16 protein-coding genes are annotated in these 14,346 nt (G+C 69.1%); 11 read left to right on the forward strand and 5 right to left on the reverse strand.

From position 1 onward, the window contains the following. Nucleotides 1-295: 295 nt before the first annotated feature. Nucleotides 296-850: a single-stranded DNA-binding protein gene (gene ssb, locus ACFOD9_RS05710; protein ID WP_379509132.1), complete on the forward strand. Its 555-nt coding sequence runs from the start codon at nt 296-298 to the stop codon at nt 848-850. Nucleotides 851-975: 125 nt separating this feature from the next. Here the strand turns inward: ssb and ACFOD9_RS05715 are convergent, their stop codons facing one another. Further along, nucleotides 976-1,494: a DUF177 domain-containing protein gene (locus tag ACFOD9_RS05715; RefSeq protein ID WP_379509133.1), complete on the reverse strand. Its 519-nt coding sequence runs from the start codon at nt 1,492-1,494 to the stop codon at nt 976-978. Further along, nucleotides 1,491-2,039, reverse strand: a complete 549-nt coding sequence (locus tag ACFOD9_RS05720; protein WP_379509134.1) for a ubiquinol-cytochrome C chaperone family protein — start codon at nt 2,037-2,039, stop codon at nt 1,491-1,493. The genes ACFOD9_RS05715 and ACFOD9_RS05720 overlap by 4 nt, the downstream gene beginning before the upstream one ends. A gap of 151 nt (nt 2,040-2,190) precedes the next feature. Here ACFOD9_RS05720 and ACFOD9_RS05725 point away from each other — a divergent pair, with 151 nt between their 5' ends. The 3 genes from ACFOD9_RS05725 (at nt 2,191) to hslU (ending at nt 4,698) form a co-directional block, all read left to right on the forward strand. Continuing rightward, complete coding sequence (locus tag ACFOD9_RS05725) at nt 2,191-2,688, forward strand: outer membrane protein assembly factor BamE (RefSeq protein WP_379509135.1); 498 nt, start codon at nt 2,191-2,193, stop codon at nt 2,686-2,688. Between the two features lie 126 nt (nt 2,689-2,814). Further along, the gene (gene hslV / locus ACFOD9_RS05730; protein WP_379509136.1) at nt 2,815-3,390 is read left to right on the forward strand and encodes an ATP-dependent protease subunit HslV; all 576 of its coding nucleotides are present in this window, start codon (nt 2,815-2,817) and stop codon (nt 3,388-3,390) included. A 6-nt stretch (nt 3,391-3,396) separates the two neighbouring features. Beyond that, complete coding sequence (gene hslU / locus ACFOD9_RS05735) at nt 3,397-4,698, forward strand: ATP-dependent protease ATPase subunit HslU (RefSeq protein WP_379509137.1); 1,302 nt, start codon at nt 3,397-3,399, stop codon at nt 4,696-4,698. Nucleotides 4,699-4,738: 40 nt separating this feature from the next. Here hslU and ACFOD9_RS05740 read toward each other — a convergent pair whose 3' ends face one another. Next, a complete protein-coding gene (locus tag ACFOD9_RS05740; RefSeq protein WP_379509138.1) occupies nt 4,739-5,404 on the reverse strand; it encodes a COQ9 family protein in 666 nt (221 codons plus the stop codon). A 10-nt stretch (nt 5,405-5,414) separates the two neighbouring features. Then, nucleotides 5,415-6,053: an ankyrin repeat domain-containing protein gene (locus ACFOD9_RS05745; protein WP_379509139.1), complete on the reverse strand. Its 639-nt coding sequence runs from the start codon at nt 6,051-6,053 to the stop codon at nt 5,415-5,417. 56 nt (nt 6,054-6,109) lie between these two features. Here ACFOD9_RS05745 and ACFOD9_RS05750 point away from each other — a divergent pair, with 56 nt between their 5' ends. Genes ACFOD9_RS05750 through ACFOD9_RS05775 form a run of 6 tightly spaced genes read left to right on the forward strand, consistent with a single transcriptional unit; the run spans nt 6,110 to nt 10,146 of the window. After that, complete coding sequence (locus ACFOD9_RS05750) at nt 6,110-6,778, forward strand: SCO family protein (protein ID WP_379509140.1); 669 nt, start codon at nt 6,110-6,112, stop codon at nt 6,776-6,778. A 6-nt stretch (nt 6,779-6,784) separates the two neighbouring features. Further along, nucleotides 6,785-7,258, forward strand: coding sequence for a YcgN family cysteine cluster protein (locus ACFOD9_RS05755; RefSeq protein ID WP_379509141.1), 474 nt, complete (start codon nt 6,785-6,787; stop codon nt 7,256-7,258). Next, complete coding sequence (locus ACFOD9_RS05760) at nt 7,255-7,998, forward strand: M48 family metallopeptidase (protein WP_379509142.1); 744 nt, start codon at nt 7,255-7,257, stop codon at nt 7,996-7,998. The genes ACFOD9_RS05755 and ACFOD9_RS05760 overlap by 4 nt, the downstream gene beginning before the upstream one ends. 54 nt (nt 7,999-8,052) lie before the next feature. Then, nucleotides 8,053-8,541, forward strand: coding sequence for a hypothetical protein (locus tag ACFOD9_RS05765; protein ID WP_379509143.1), 489 nt, complete (start codon nt 8,053-8,055; stop codon nt 8,539-8,541). Next, entirely contained in the window at nt 8,531-9,511 is a 981-nt protein-coding gene (gene ribD, locus ACFOD9_RS05770; protein ID WP_379509161.1) for a bifunctional diaminohydroxyphosphoribosylaminopyrimidine deaminase/5-amino-6-(5-phosphoribosylamino)uracil reductase RibD, read from the forward strand. The genes ACFOD9_RS05765 and ribD overlap by 11 nt, the downstream gene beginning before the upstream one ends. A 14-nt stretch (nt 9,512-9,525) precedes the next feature. Then, nucleotides 9,526-10,146: a riboflavin synthase gene (locus ACFOD9_RS05775; RefSeq protein WP_379509144.1), complete on the forward strand. Its 621-nt coding sequence runs from the start codon at nt 9,526-9,528 to the stop codon at nt 10,144-10,146. A gap of 290 nt (nt 10,147-10,436) precedes the next feature. Here the strand turns inward: ACFOD9_RS05775 and ACFOD9_RS05780 are convergent, their stop codons facing one another. Next, complete coding sequence (locus tag ACFOD9_RS05780) at nt 10,437-13,376, reverse strand: autotransporter outer membrane beta-barrel domain-containing protein (RefSeq protein WP_379509145.1); 2,940 nt, start codon at nt 13,374-13,376, stop codon at nt 10,437-10,439. Between the two features lie 460 nt (nt 13,377-13,836). Here ACFOD9_RS05780 and ACFOD9_RS05785 point away from each other — a divergent pair, with 460 nt between their 5' ends. Further along, nucleotides 13,837-14,211 carry a hypothetical protein gene (locus ACFOD9_RS05785; protein WP_379509146.1) on the forward strand — a complete coding sequence of 125 codons (375 nt, stop codon included), beginning with the start codon at nt 13,837-13,839 and terminating at the stop codon, nt 14,209-14,211. Nucleotides 14,212-14,346: the final 135 nt, after the last annotated feature.

Here is a 14,346-nt window from a genome sequence, read left to right on the forward strand (position 1 = left end):
CTCATCGTCGCCGCCATCATCTGGTGGGCCAATTGAGTCCGGACCCTAGGCCGTTTCGCGCAGAGACGCGGGAGCATGACGAAGCGATGCGTGACGGCCGCGTAGCGCCTGGCACGATGCCTTGCGCCGCGCTGCGCCCGGGGCCGAAAACGGCGTCGCTCCCGCCGCAGCCCCTCCGCGCCTTTGCGCCTTTGCGCGATCCCGATTCCGGCCGGGGAAATCGCCCGCGCCAGACTCGCCCCCACCCCGCCCGATGGGCTAACTCCAGCGCCAGATTCGAGAGGAACGTGATTCGATGGCTGGCAGCGTCAACAAGGTGATCCTGATCGGGAACCTCGGGCAGGATCCGGAAGTGAAGTCATTCCAGAACGGCGGGCGCATCGCCAATCTGCGGATCGCCACGTCGGAAACCTGGAAGGACAAGGCCACCGGCGAACGCAAGGAACGCACCGAATGGCATTCGGTCGTGCTCCAGAGCGATGGCCTGGTCGGCGTGGCCGAGCGCTACCTGAAGAAGGGCGCGAAGGTTTACATCGAAGGCCAGCTCCGCACCCGCAAGTGGCAGGATGCCTCGGGCAATGATCGCTACACCACCGAGATCTCGGTGGGCGGCATGGGCGGCGTGCTGACCATGCTCGATGGCTCGGGCGGGGCTGGCCGCGAAGGCGGCGCGGGCGGCGGTGGCCGCTCGGGCGGAAGCTGGAACGAAGGCGGCGCCTCGGGCGGCGGCTACCAGGGTGGCGGCCGGTCGGGCGGCGGAGGTTCGGCTGGCGGCTGGAACCAGGGCGGCGGCGGCAGCGGCGGCGCGGGCGGCTTCGCCGACGATCTGGACGACGATATCCCGTTCTGAGGATCGCGGTTCCCAAGTCCCCAAGCCGGATCGGCGCGCACTGAGACCTTCGGCAGGCTCAGGGTGAACGGCTGTTGTGGATGGAACGTATGGAGCGGATGGAGCAGGGCAGAGCCGCTCCCCGCTCAGCCCTTCGGCAGTTTCAGCCCGGCCAGCGCCGCGAACGCCCCGGCCTCGCCCTCGCCCACGATCCCCGCCGCCTGGCGCGCCTGCTCAGCCTCGGGGCCGGCCGCGAAGGGATCGATCGCCAGGGCGAGCGATTGGGCCACCGCCTCGCCCAGGTCAAAGGCGGTGCCCGCATATTCGATCTCGTCCAGTTCGCTGGCCGAAAGCTCGATTTCCTCGTCCGGCTTGTGCTGGCGCTCGGGCACGAAGCGCAGGCTGATCGCTTCCTCGCCGCCTTGCGGCAGATCCTCGCCCGAAATCGCGCAAGGCTGGACCCAGTCCGCCGCCATCCGTCCGGCGACCGCGACCACCAGCCCCTCGGCCACCAGGCTGACCGTCGCCTCCAGCCGGTCCAGCCGGACCAGGGCAAACCGCCTGGCCAGGGCCGCGCGCTCGTCGGCATTGGCGACAAGGTGCAGCGGCGCTCCGGTGATCTGACGCAGCTCCACGATTCGAGAAAATTCGCTGGCGGCGCTCATGGCAGCACGATCCGCGCGGCCAGCAGGTTCTCGCCCGAAGTGGCGTCCAACGCCCCGGCCAGGCCGCGCAGCAGCTGAGCCACGCGCGGCGGATTGGCGCCCGCGCCCAGCGAGACATTGCGCTCCACCGCCGCCACCAGCGCGGCATCATCCGCCTCGGCCAGCGCCTCGCGCAGTGCGCCCAGCCGGCCGCCCAGCGAGCTGACCAGCTTGCCGATATGCTTGCCCACCACCAGGTCGCCCACGCCCGACTGGCGCAATTGCCCGTCCATGTCGTCGACGAACAGCTCGGTCAGCAGCACCGAGGGCGGCACCAGCGCCGGCTCCCGCTCCATCCGCAGCAGGACCGCACACAGCACCAGCGTGATCGCATCGAAGCGCCCGGCCACCGTGTCGGCCACCCCGCCTCCCCCGATTTCCCTGGCTCCATACCAGCGCGGATCGCGGGCCAGTTCGACCGTGCGATGCCACAGCGGGCGAACCGGATCGCGGTCATCGCCGCCCCGGTTGAGCAGCGGCTTGAGCAGACGGGAAAGAAGCGACATCGCCGGGGGCTTTCGTTCGTTCAGGGCGGATTCAATCCGGGATGGCCACGGTCCTTGCGGGTTTGCCCGGCGCGGCCTAAGGCTGGCGCGATACAGGCGACGACGGGCCTTTGGCAACCGGCGCCATCGCCGAACAGGAAGCGGAGTGTTCATGCGGGTCTACAAGCGGCTGGTGGTTGGCGCGGCATTGCTCGGAGCCGGGCTCGTGACGCTGTCGGGCTGTGCCTCGATCAAGGATCACCGCGGCTACCTGGTTGACCAGGCGCTGGTCGATTCGGTCCAGCCCGGGATCGACAACCGCCAGTCGGTCGAACGCGCCCTGGGGCGGCCAACTTACGTCGCCCAGTTCGGCGAGCCGGTGTGGTACTATGTCGCGATTGACACCCGCCAAGCCGCCTTCACCCGCCCGCGCCCCTATCAGGAAACGGTGCTGAAGGTGCATTTCGATGCCGCCGGCAATGTCAGCCGGATCGAGAAGACCGGCCTCGAAAAGGTCGTCCGCCTTGATCCCGATCATCACAAGACGCCGACCCTTGGCCGCAACCGCGGCTTCCTCGAAGACCTGTTCGGCAATATCGGCACGGTCGGCGCCCCCGGCATGGGTGGCGGCGCGGGCGGCGAAGGCGGCGGCGGCCCGAACGGCAGCTGATGGTCATTTGCCGGGCGCGTCTTCGACATCCGTCGAAGGCTTGCGCCGCCTGGAAAAGGCCGGATGGCCTTTTCGCACCCATCAAACAATCTTGATCCTGCCGCCCCCTTCCCCATATCCCGCCCCATGGACGACAGCAGGGGCAGCCACGGCCTGATCCAGTGGCACGGAACCACCATCATCGGGGTGAAGAAGAACGGCCGCACGGTGATCGCCGGCGATGGCCAGGTTTCCATGGGCAACACGGTGATGAAGCCCAATGCCCGCAAGGTGCGGCGCATCGGTGCCAATGACGAACAGGGGCGCGGCAAGGTGATCGGCGGGTTCGCCGGGGCCACGGCCGATGCCTTCACCCTGTTCGAACGCCTCGAACGCAAGCTCGAACAGCATCGCGGCCAGCTGATGCGCGCCGCGGTCGAACTCGCCAAGGACTGGCGGACCGACAAGTACCTGCGTAACCTCGAAGCCCTGATGATCGTGGCCGATGCCGAGACCATGCTGGTCCTAACCGGCAATGGCGACGTGCTGGAGCCGGAAGGCGGGATCACCGCGATCGGCTCGGGCGGCAACTATGCGCTTGCCGCCGCCCGCGCGCTCGATTCCTACGAGGACGACGCCGAAACCATCGCCCGCAAGGCCATGCAGGTCGCCGCCGAGATCTGCGTGTTCACCAACGATCGCGTCACCGTCGAAAGCATCTGATCTTCCATGACCGACAACCTTACCCCCAAGGCGATCGTCCGCGCGCTGGACGAACACATCATCGGCCAGGCCGAGGCCAAGAAGGCCGTCGCCGTCGCCCTGCGGAATCGTTGGCGCCGCCAGCGCCTCAGCCCCGAACTGCGCGACGAGGTGACCCCCAAGAACATCCTGATGATCGGGCCGACCGGCTGCGGCAAGACCGAGATCAGCCGCCGCCTGGCGAAGCTGGCCGAAGCCCCCTTCGTCAAGGTGGAGGCCACCAAGTTCACCGAGGTCGGCTATGTCGGCCGCGACGTTGAACAGATCGCCCGCGACCTGGTGGAAGAAGCGATCCGCCTCGAAAAGGACCGCCGCCGCGAAAGCGTGCGCGAAGCGGCCAGCAAGGCGGCGATGGACCGGCTGCTGAAGGCACTGGTGGGAGACAATGCCAGCGAGGCCACCCGCGAAAGTTTCCGCCAGCGCATCGTCGAGAACGCGATGAACGCGGTGGAGGTCGAGATCGAGGTGGAGGACGCTCAGCCCATGCCCTTCGACCTGCCCGGCATGGGCGGGAACGTGGGCATGATCAACCTGTCCGACATGATGGCCAAGGCCATGGGCCGCGCCCCCACCAAGCGGCGCAAGCTCAAGGTGCCCGACGCCTGGGACAAGCTGGTCGACGAGGAAGCCGAAAAGCGCATGGACCAGGACGATGTCGCCCGCGTCGCGCTGGCCAATGCCGAAACCAACGGCATCGTCTTCCTCGACGAGATCGACAAGATCGCCGTGTCCGACGTGCGCGGCGGCTCGGTTTCGCGCGAAGGGGTCCAGCGCGATCTCCTGCCGCTGATCGAGGGCACGACGGTCGCCACCAAGTATGGCCCGATGAAGACCGACCACGTGCTGTTCATCGCCTCGGGCGCCTTCCACGTGGCCAAGCCCTCCGATATGCTCCCCGAACTCCAGGGCCGCCTGCCGATCCGGGTGGAACTGAAGGCGCTGACCGAAGAGGATTTCGTCCGCATCCTGGGCGAAACCCGCGCCAACCTCGTCGCCCAGTACCGCGCCCTGCTGAAAACGGAGCGGGTCGAGGTCGATTTCACCCCCGAGGCGATCCGCGAAGTGGCCAGGATCGCGGCGCAGGTGAACGAAAGCGTCGAGAACATCGGCGCCCGCCGCCTGCAGACCGTGATGGAACGGCTGCTCGAAGACCTCAGCTTCGAGGCCGAGGACCGCCAGGGCGAAACGGTCACCATCGATGCCGCCTATGTGCGCGAACGCCTGGCCGGCCTCGCCAGCGACGCCGACCTGTCGAAATATATCCTGTAAAGCCCCCTTCCCGGTTCATGACCGGGATGGGGGCCACGGTTCAGCTGGCCGGGTAGCGCAGCCGGCCCAGCAGCCTGGTCATGCTGAAGCCTTCCGCGCGCGGACGCAGCAGGCGGGCCTTGGCCTTCTCGAAGCGCATGATCCCGCCGATCCGCCGATCGAGGAAGGCCCGGCTCTCGGCCTTGCCCTCGCTCTCGTCGCCCGCGAACACCAGCAGGGTCGCCGCATAGATCGCAGCCAGGGTGGCGCGCTTGGTATAGTGGTTGAAATCGGCCGCCGTGTCGCCGGCCAGCCGCCACATCGCATCTGCACTGGCCCACGACAGCCTGGCCGCGCGCGCCGCGTTCTGCGGCATGGCCATGATCGACAGTGCCCGGCGCAGGGCTTCCTCGCGCCCGGCAAGGGCATCGAGGCGGAACTGGACGAGGCTGCGGATACGCTCGCGGATCGGCAGGTTGCCAAGCCGCGCCGCCGGCAGGGCCGCGGCCATGTCGGCATCGATCCGCGCGATCCAGGCGGCGATCATGTCCATCGCCCCGGCCGGAAAGGCGATCCGCGCCGTGTCGGGGTTCACTCCGTGCGCCGCCGCCGCATGGGCCACCGCCGCATCGGTCCAACCGTCGAAAATGGCCGCGTCGGCAATCGCCGGGGCCAGGGCCGGCCGCAATTCCGCCAGGGTCATGTCGCGCATATCGCTGTCGGTCATCGCCGGTCCCTCAGAAGCTTGGCCCGTAGGACTGCTTGCGCCGCGCCGCCGCGGCCTTGGTCGCGGCCTCGATCTCGGTCCAGATCGCGCTGTCCTTGCCCATCAGCTCGGCATAGTCGCGTGCGCTGCGGCCCGAATTGTCGGCCCTGAGCGGATCGGCGCCGGCCTTCACCAGCAGCTTCACCAGGTCCAGGCTGCGCTGGTGAACCGCCGCGATCAGCGGGGTTTCGCCGGTGCCATCGGGATCGTTGACCCGCGCGCCCTTGGCCAGCAGCAGTTCGACGCCCTCGGCCCAGCCCAGGCTCACCGCCAGGCCCAGCGGGGCAACCCCGCGGTCGTTGCGAAGGTTGGGATTGGCGCCCTTGTAGAGCAGGAAGTTGAGCCAGGTGAGCTCGCGCCCCTGGGTGACAAGGTGGAGCGGGGTGTCCCCGGTCGAAACGTCGCGGGTGTTGACGATGGTCGGCGTTTCACCCACCGCCTTCTCGACCGCTTCGCCGTCCTTCTTCTTCACCGCTTCCAGGAACTTGAAGCCCGCGCCCATGAACTGGGCCTGGGCGGGGGCGGCCGGAACCAGCGCGGCCGCGCCGGCCATGGCCAGGCCAGCCAGTGCGCCCGCGATCCGCATTCCCAGCAGCTTGCCAAACCTCACGCCGTAACTCCCTGTCATTTGCCGAACCGCCCTTGCAGGCGGCGGTTTAGCAGAGCATGAACCGCCGCGCCATGATGAAGCCCGCCATGATGAAACACTCCGCCCGGTCGCGCCCTGCCCGCAAGACCGTCGCCGCGCGCCTGCTCGTCCCGCTCCTGCTGGCGCTTCCCCTGGCGCTGGGCGCCTGCCAGCAGCGCGAACAGCCGCCGCTGGCCGGCACCTCCATCGGGGGAGCCTTCGCCCTGGTCGACAAGGCGGGGAAAACCGTGCGCTGGGCCGATTTCGCCGGGCAATGGCGGATCGTCTATTTCGGCTACACCTTCTGCCCCGATGCCTGCCCGACCGACGTGGGCATTTTCATGAAGGGCTTCAACCAGTTCGCCAAGGCCCATCCCCAGGAGGCCGCCCGCGTCCAGCCGATCTTCATCTCGGTCGATCCCGAGCGCGACAGCCCGGCGCGCGTCGGCGAATTTTCCGCCGCCTTCGGCCCGCGCCTGCTCGGCCTGACCGGCACCACCGCTCAGGTCGATGCCGCAGCCAAGGCCTTTGCCGTCTATCACACCAAGGGCGCGGTCACGCCGGGCGGCGGCTACCTGGTCGATCACAGCCGCGCCACCTACCTGTTCGATCCGCAGGGCAAGCCCATCGCCCTCTTGCCGACTGACCTGGGCGATCGCGATGGCCCCGCCGCCGTCGCCGCCGAACTCGCCAAATGGGTGCGCTAGCAAACCATGCCCGGCGCTGACCGCCCGTTCTGGACCCGCCCCCTCGCCAGCCTTGGCCGCGAGGAGTGGGAAGCCCTGTGCGACGGCTGCGGCAAGTGCTGCCTGCACAAGGTGGAGGATGCCGACAGCGGGCGGATCTGGCCCACCAACGTCGCCTGCAAGCTGCTCGACCTGAAGACCGCGCGCTGCTCGGACTACAAGCACCGCCGCCAATACGTGCCCGATTGCCTGCGGCTCACCCCGGCGCTCGCCGCCAGCCTCGAATGGCTCCCCGAAACCTGCGCCTATCGCCTGCGCGCCGACGACCAGCCCCTGCCCGAATGGCACTACCTGGTCTGCGGCGACCGTGATGCCGTCCACCGCGCCGGCGCCTCGGTCGTCGGCAAGGCGATCAGCGAAGTCCTCGCCGGTCCGCTCGAACAGCATATCGACTGGGGCGACGAGGAACCGCTCGAAGTCGAACGGGTGGACGAGGAATGAGCCTCCTGCCCGATTTCCTGCGCCGCTCGCCCGGCAAGCGCGATGCCGCCCCCACCCTTACCCTGGGCACCCGCACGCTCCCCATCGAGATCCGCCGGCTCGCCACCGCCCGCCGGCTGACCCTGCGCCTGGCCCCCGATGGCAGCGCGATCCGCATCACCATCCCCAACTGGGCGCCCACCCGCGAGGCGCTCGCCTTCGTCCATTCGCGCACCGACTGGCTGGAAAGCCAGCTCGGCAACCTGCCCGCCAGCCAGCCGCTGGCGCCCGGCGGCAAGCTGCCGTGGCGCGGCACCCCGCATCTGCTGGTCCACCGCGCCGATCTTTCGCGCGGGGTCCGGCTCGTGGCGCAGACCGTGGAAGTCGGCGGCCCGGCCGAATCGCTCAACCCCCGCCTCAGACGCTGGATCCAGGCCGAGGCTCGCGCCCTGTTCGAGGCCGATCTGGCCCACTATGCCCCGCGCGCCGGGGTCGCCGTCCCCGCGCTCGCGCTCACCAATGCCCGCCGCCGCTGGGGCTCGTGCTCGGCCGAAGGCACGGTGCGGATGAACTGGCGGCTGGCCATGGCCCCCGATCCGGTGCGCCGCTCGGTCGTAGCCCACGAGGTCACCCACCTCGTCCACTTCGACCACAGCTCCCGCTTCCACGCCCTCCTCGCCGATCTGTTCGAGGACGATATCGCCACGGCCAACCGCTGGCTCAAGCACCACGGCCGAACGCTCTACGCCCCGCTGGGCTGAACGCCGCGTCGCTCCGGCCTTCCCCTTTCGTCGCCGCGCGCCTATCTTGCCCCCATGCTCACCCTCGGCAAGTCCGCCTACTGGCGCAACATCCAGCCCACCGGGGCCATTGCCGATTTCGTCGCGGTCTGGCGCCAGGCCGGCAAGCGGCGCTGGCCCTTCGTTGCCGCCGCGCTGGCAACCACCCTGCTGGTGTTCAACGTGATCGTGCAGGAAAGCTGGAAAGGCCCGCCCAGGCGCCCCTCGGTCACCTACATCAATTCGTGGACCGGCCCACGCTCCGACGCCGAGATCAAGCGCGAGATCATCGCCAACCAGCAGCTCCAGGATCGCCTCGCCGCCGAGCAGGCGCAGCGCGAAGCCAAGGTCCGCGATATCTACCGCACGCTGGGCAAGGTCTCGGGCATGGATACCGAGGCAATCGAACGCCAGGCCGCCGCCCAGGCCGCGCAGGACAAGGCCGCGCACGACCGGGCGATCGGCCTCAAGGCCCCAGCCGCAACCGCCGCCGCCACCGCGCCGGAGAAACCCGCTGCCCGCTGACGCCCAGGACCTGCGCTGGCTCGAAGCGGCCGCCCGCCTCGCCGCGCGCGGCGTTCCGCTCAGCCTCCCCAACCCCGCTGTGGGCGCGATCCTCGTGAAGGAGGGCCGCGTCGTCGGGCGCGGCTGGACCCAGGCCGGCGGCCGCCCCCATGCCGAAGCCGTGGCGCTGGCCCAGGCCGGCGCGGCGGCGCGCGGCGCCACGCTCTACGTCACGCTGGAGCCCTGCGCCCATGCCAGCGCACGCGGCCCGGCCTGCGCCGATCTCACCGCCGCGGCAGGCCTCGCCCGCGTGGTCGTGGGCTGCGCCGATCCCGATCCGCGCACCGCCGGCGCCGGGCTGGCCCGGCTGCGCGAAAGCGGCACGCCGGCCGATCTGGCCAATTGCCCCGCCTGTGCCGCCAGCCTCGCCGGCTATCTCGTGCGCGCCCGCCATGACCGGCCCCATGTCACGCTCAAGCTCGCGCTCTCGCTCGATGGCTGCATTGCGCTGGCCTCGGGCGAATCGCAGTGGATCACCAGCGCGCCCGCCCGCGCCCACACCCATGCCATGCGCGCCCGGGCCGATGCGATCCTGGTCGGCGGCGGCACCTTCCGGGCCGATCACCCCCGTCTCGACGTGCGCCTGCCCGGCCTCGAGGCCCGCAGCCCCGAACGCTGGCTGCTCACCCGCGGCGCCGCGCCGCAAGGCTGGACCGCGCTGTCCGATCCGCAGGCGATCCACGATCACCCCGAGACGCAATATCTCTTCGTCGAGGGCGGCGCGCAAGCCGCCGCCGCCTTCCTCACCGCCGATCTCGTCGATCGCCTGCTGGTCTATCGCGCGCCGATCCTGATCGGCGGCGGCAAGCCGGGCGTGGCCGACCTTGGCCTCGCCTCGCTCGCCCAGGCCCACCACCGCTGGACCCTGGCCGACCGCCGCCCGCTTGGCAGCGACTGCCTGGAAGTCTACGAGCGCCACAGACCCACCTGAGAGACCCGTCCCCCATGTTCACCGGCATCGTCACCGCCATCGGCACCATCCGCCAGGCCACCCAGAAGGGCGATCTCCACGCGGTGATCGCCTGCCCGTGGGATCCGGCGACCATCGCCATCGGCGCCTCGATCGCCTGCTCGGGCACCTGCCTGACCGTGGTCGAACGCGGCGGAACGCCGGGCGATGCCTGGTTCGCGGTCGATATCTCGGCCGAAACCCTGGCCCGCACCGTGCCCGGCCGCTGGGCCGTGGGCGGGCGGCTCAACCTCGAACCGGCGCTGCGCCTGGGTGATGAGCTGGGCGGCCACATCGTCACCGGCCATGTCGATGGCGTGGGCGAAGTGGTGGGGGTCTGCCCGGAAGGCGATTCCCGCCGCGTCGGCATCGCCGCCCCTGCCGCCCTTGCCCCCTATCTTGCGCCCAAGGGCTCGATCACGGTCGACGGCGTTTCGCTCACCGTGAACGACGTCGCCGACCAGAGCGACGGCACCTGCCACTTCGCGCTCAACCTCATCCCCCACACCGCCGACGTCACCACCCTGGGCGACCTTGCGCCCGGCAGCCGGGTCAACCTCGAAATCGACGTCCTCGCCCGCTACCTCCAGCGGATGCAAAGCCTGCGGAACGCCTGAAGCCCGACGCCCGGGCGTCCCCAGTCGTCCCGGGCCTGACCCGGGACCGGTGGAGAGCGGGCACGCGGCCAGGCTCTACGTGGGTCGGGCCGCGATCGCACGTCACGCCCGGGATGACGCATGGGTTGCGGCACCAGCCCACTCCCACCCACAAGGCGCTATCGTCGGGTGGTCGGGCTGGCGGACGGGACGGGCACCGCCAGTCCTCCACGAATGCGGAGGGCGCACCCAGCAAAAAGGGCGCGCACCGAAGTGCGCGCCCTCCCTGTTTGGCTCGGAAAGCCGGTTGATCAGAACGCGTGGGCGATCCGCACGAGTCCCTGGTCGGACCGGTAGCTGCGGCCATCGCGCATACCGGCATATTCGAGGCGAACCGTGGTCCGCGCCCCGATGTTGGCCTGGACACCGGCGCCGAAGGCGAAGGCATCGGGCTTGAGACCGACGCTCGACACGCTCCAGTTGGCCGGACCAAGGACCACCCGACGGATCATCGTGGTGCTGCCGTCAAGCACGTGTTCCCACGCGCCGTTGGCGACCAGCGAGACCGGACCAAGCGGAACCGCCGCCTCGACACCCAGCTTCGAGCGCAGGGTCGAGCGCGACACCGAAGGCAGGGTCAGCGCGACCGGAGCCGAGGCATTGGCCTCGGACACGGTCTTGGTCTTGAGGTGCTCGAACGAGACCCCGGCCACCGGACGGAGCACCGCGGCACCCAGATCCAGGGTGTAGCGGGCTTCGAGCGCGGCGTTGACCACGCTCACCGCGTAGCTGGCGGTGGAGTTGCTGGTGCCCGTGGTCAGCGACTGGGCGCGCGAGGTCTGGACGTCGGTCGAACCCCAGCCGGCCGTGCCCGAAACGGTCAGCGGACCGAAATCGTGCGAGGCGTAGGCGAACAGCGAGTAGCCGTTCACGTCAGCCCGGCTGCCGATCGTGTTGCGGACGTTGGCGTCCGAATAGCGCCCGCCCACACCGATCCGGGTATCCGGGGTGTTGATCAGGTGCATACCGACCGCGAACCCGCGACGTTCGTCCGAGAAACGAGCCGCCCGCGGATCAGACTTGTAGCGGCTCTTGCCGTAGTAGAGCTGGGTCCACAGTGCCGGCGAACCGCTCGGCTTGACGCACTTGTCGGCCGACTGGCGGGTATCGGTGCAGTCGGGATCGCCGATGGTGGCCCCGGCCGCGCCCAGCGCCATCCGGCTGGTGTCGGCCGCCGCCTCGCGGGCGGAGGTCAGCGTCTCGGCGTGGATTTCACCCGAGATCTGGTGGAACACCTGGTTGTAGCCAGCCGCATCCAGCCCGTAGATGCTGTCGAACAGCGACTGGAGCGAACCGGAACGGCTGCCCGCCGCCGGACGCACCGCGTCGAGACCGTCAGCCGCCGCGATCGCGTTGGTCTTCCAGCCCAGACCCTGGCCCAAGGTGCCGAAGCTGATCGGCGTGAGCACGAGATCGACCTGCTTCGCGCCATAGAGCACGTCGAAGCGGGTGTTGGCCGAAAGGCCGCTGCTCGGCTGGGTCACCCCGGCGAAGGCCGAAGTGGTCACCGTGCCGCCGCTGACGATCGTGAACCGGTCACCCAGCACCGGGGTGAAGGTGTTGTTCGCCGGAGCCGCGATTCCGCGCAGCAGCGGCACCAGCGTGCCGCCCGGAGCGAAAGTGGCACCGGTGGACAGCGCCACGCGGTCATAGGAACCCGCACCGCCGGCCGCGACGTAGTTGCGCCCGTCGATCTGGGTCTGGAAGGTCGAACCGGCCTTCAGGACCACCGGGCTGCCGACCACGGTCAGCGTGCCCAGGCCATTGCCCGGCGCCAGCAAGCCGCCGCTGTTGACGTTGACCGCCGCCGCGATGGTGCCGCGACCAGTCAGGGTGCTGCCCGAGTTGACGTTCACCGCCGAGCCCGAAATCGTGCCGCCGGTGAGGGTCAGCAGGCTCTTGTCCAGCGTCACCCCGCCATTGGCGAGAAGCAGCCCGTTGACGTTGAGCGTGGCCTGATCGGCGGTCACCGCGCCGGTGGTCGAAAGCTGGCCGAAGATGTTGGCCAGGCCGCCCTTGTTGATCAGCAGGGTGGGCGCCGAGGCAATGCCGTTGACGGTGAAGGTACCGCCCTGGTTGACCACCACGCCACCTGAGGTGAGCGAGCCGTTGACGATGAGGCCGCCCGCGTTGATCACCACGCCGCCGTCGATCGTGTTGGTGATCGGGCTGGTGTTGGTCAGGATCCAGTTGCCCAGACCGATCTTGGTCATCTGGCCGGTGCCGTTGATGCCGCCGGCGAAGGTGATGTCATTGCCGTTGGTGTCAACCGTGCCGCCAAGGCTGGTGATGGTGAAGGCCGTGGCAAGCGGGCTTGCGCCAGCCTGGTCGATCGAGAACGTGCCGCCATCGAACACCGGATTGACCAGGTTGCCCTGCAGGTCGGTCAGCGTGTGGAAGGTGACGATGTTGGGGATGCCGCCCAGCGGAAGGAGGAAGCTCGCGCCGCGGACCACATCCTTGGTCGGATCGAAGGCAACGCCCTCGTTCGGGGTGGGCACGACGCCGCCGAAGGCATCGACATAGACATAGCCGGCATGGCCGCCGTAGGGGCAGTCCACCGCCACGAACAGCATTTCATAATCGTGGCCGGCGATGGTGTCGATGTCCTCGACCTTCCAGTCACTCGTCACGAAACCGCCGGCAGGACGGAAGAACGACACGTTTTGTGCCGTATAGGCGCTGTAGCCGATGTTGGTGACGACCGTGTTGGTGGTCTTGTCGGTCACCTTGATCAGGAACGACGGGCTGTCGTTCTCGCCATGCGAAGGCTCAAGCACCGCGTTCCACGCGTAGTAGAGCTTGTTGGCATTGTAGCCGGTGATGGTCTGGCGCAGCGCGGTGATGCTGTCGTTGTTGTAGGAATCGTTCAGCCGCGCTGAATACTGGCCGGCAAACACGGCCGGCGCGCCGGTAATGGCGTCGACCTCTCCGGCGGCGCGGATGGTCGCGTAGGTGGCCGGATTGCCCTGGTAGAGGGTCTCGTCGACCGGGAAGCTGACACCGGCGGTGAAGCCGCCCTCGGTGGTCCAGCCGGTGAACGTGCCATCCTCGAACCCGGGATTGTCCACGGTGCCGGTGCCGGCATGGGCCGGAACGGCGGCGGCGGATGCCAGAAGTACCGCGGCGGTAATCCGCCCCTTCGATACATGGCTGCTAAGGCGGGACCCCAGCCCCTTGATGGTCCTCATAGATTGTCCTCCAAACAGGAATTGAAAAGTAAGCTTTTTTGCGACCTTCTGGTTTTATTTTCGCACGGCCGTTAACCGTTCCCGGCGCCATCGGATTGTATATTCCCGACAAGGTGGAAACGATTGATCCAGCGCAATTCCGTTTAATTTACGGGAACCGCGGCACGGACGGAATATGCTACCGAATTCCCCGCGTTTACCACTTATTTGCAGGGACTTAGCTGATTCCTTACAGAAACCTTACACGCGGCGGCCGGCCGTGGCATGGCCGCCGCCGCCGTGCCGGGCAGTCGTGCCCGACTTGCGACGAACGGGCGTCGGTTCGTCGCAAGGCTGCTGTCGCGCCGCGCCCGCCCCCGCTAATCCGGGCGCGAGAAGGGGGAAACCACCGATGAATCCGTTGCCTGTCCGCTCGTTGCCTGTCCGCTCGTTGCCTGTCCGCTTGTCGCTCGGCATCGCCTTGGCTGCTGTCGTCCTTGCGCTCAGTGCCCCGGCCCGGGCCGATGATCCCAAGGATCCGGCCATGCGCTCATCGGCGGCCCGCGCCCTCGACCGTGAACAGACCCGCCAGCTCAACCAGGCCGAACTGGCCCGGGTACGCGAACGCGATGCCGGCTTCGCCGCCGGCTGGTCATCGTGGCGCGACCGCGATGCGATCGCCGCCGCTCAGGACACCTACACCACCCAGGCCCTCGCCCACCGCCAGGCCCGCGCCGACTATGAGCGCGACCGCGCCGGCTACGAACGCGATCAGGCCGATTACGAGCGCCGCCTGGCCGAATGGCGCCGCCAGGTCGCCGCCTGCCAGGCCGGCAACCGCGACGCCTGCCAATAAGGCCGCCCCACCTTCCCCCACGTGCCGCGCCAGCCCGCCCCCCGGCCCCGGCCCGCCGCGGGCACACGAAAAAGGGGCGCGAAGCCGAAGCCCCGCGCCCCTCTTGATCGCTGGCGGCACCCCCGGAAGGGGCAG

Origin of the sequence: Novosphingobium bradum (genome assembly GCF_042646485.1) — a bacterium.
GTDB classification, from domain to species: Bacteria; Pseudomonadota; Alphaproteobacteria; order Sphingomonadales; family Sphingomonadaceae; genus Novosphingobium; species Novosphingobium bradum.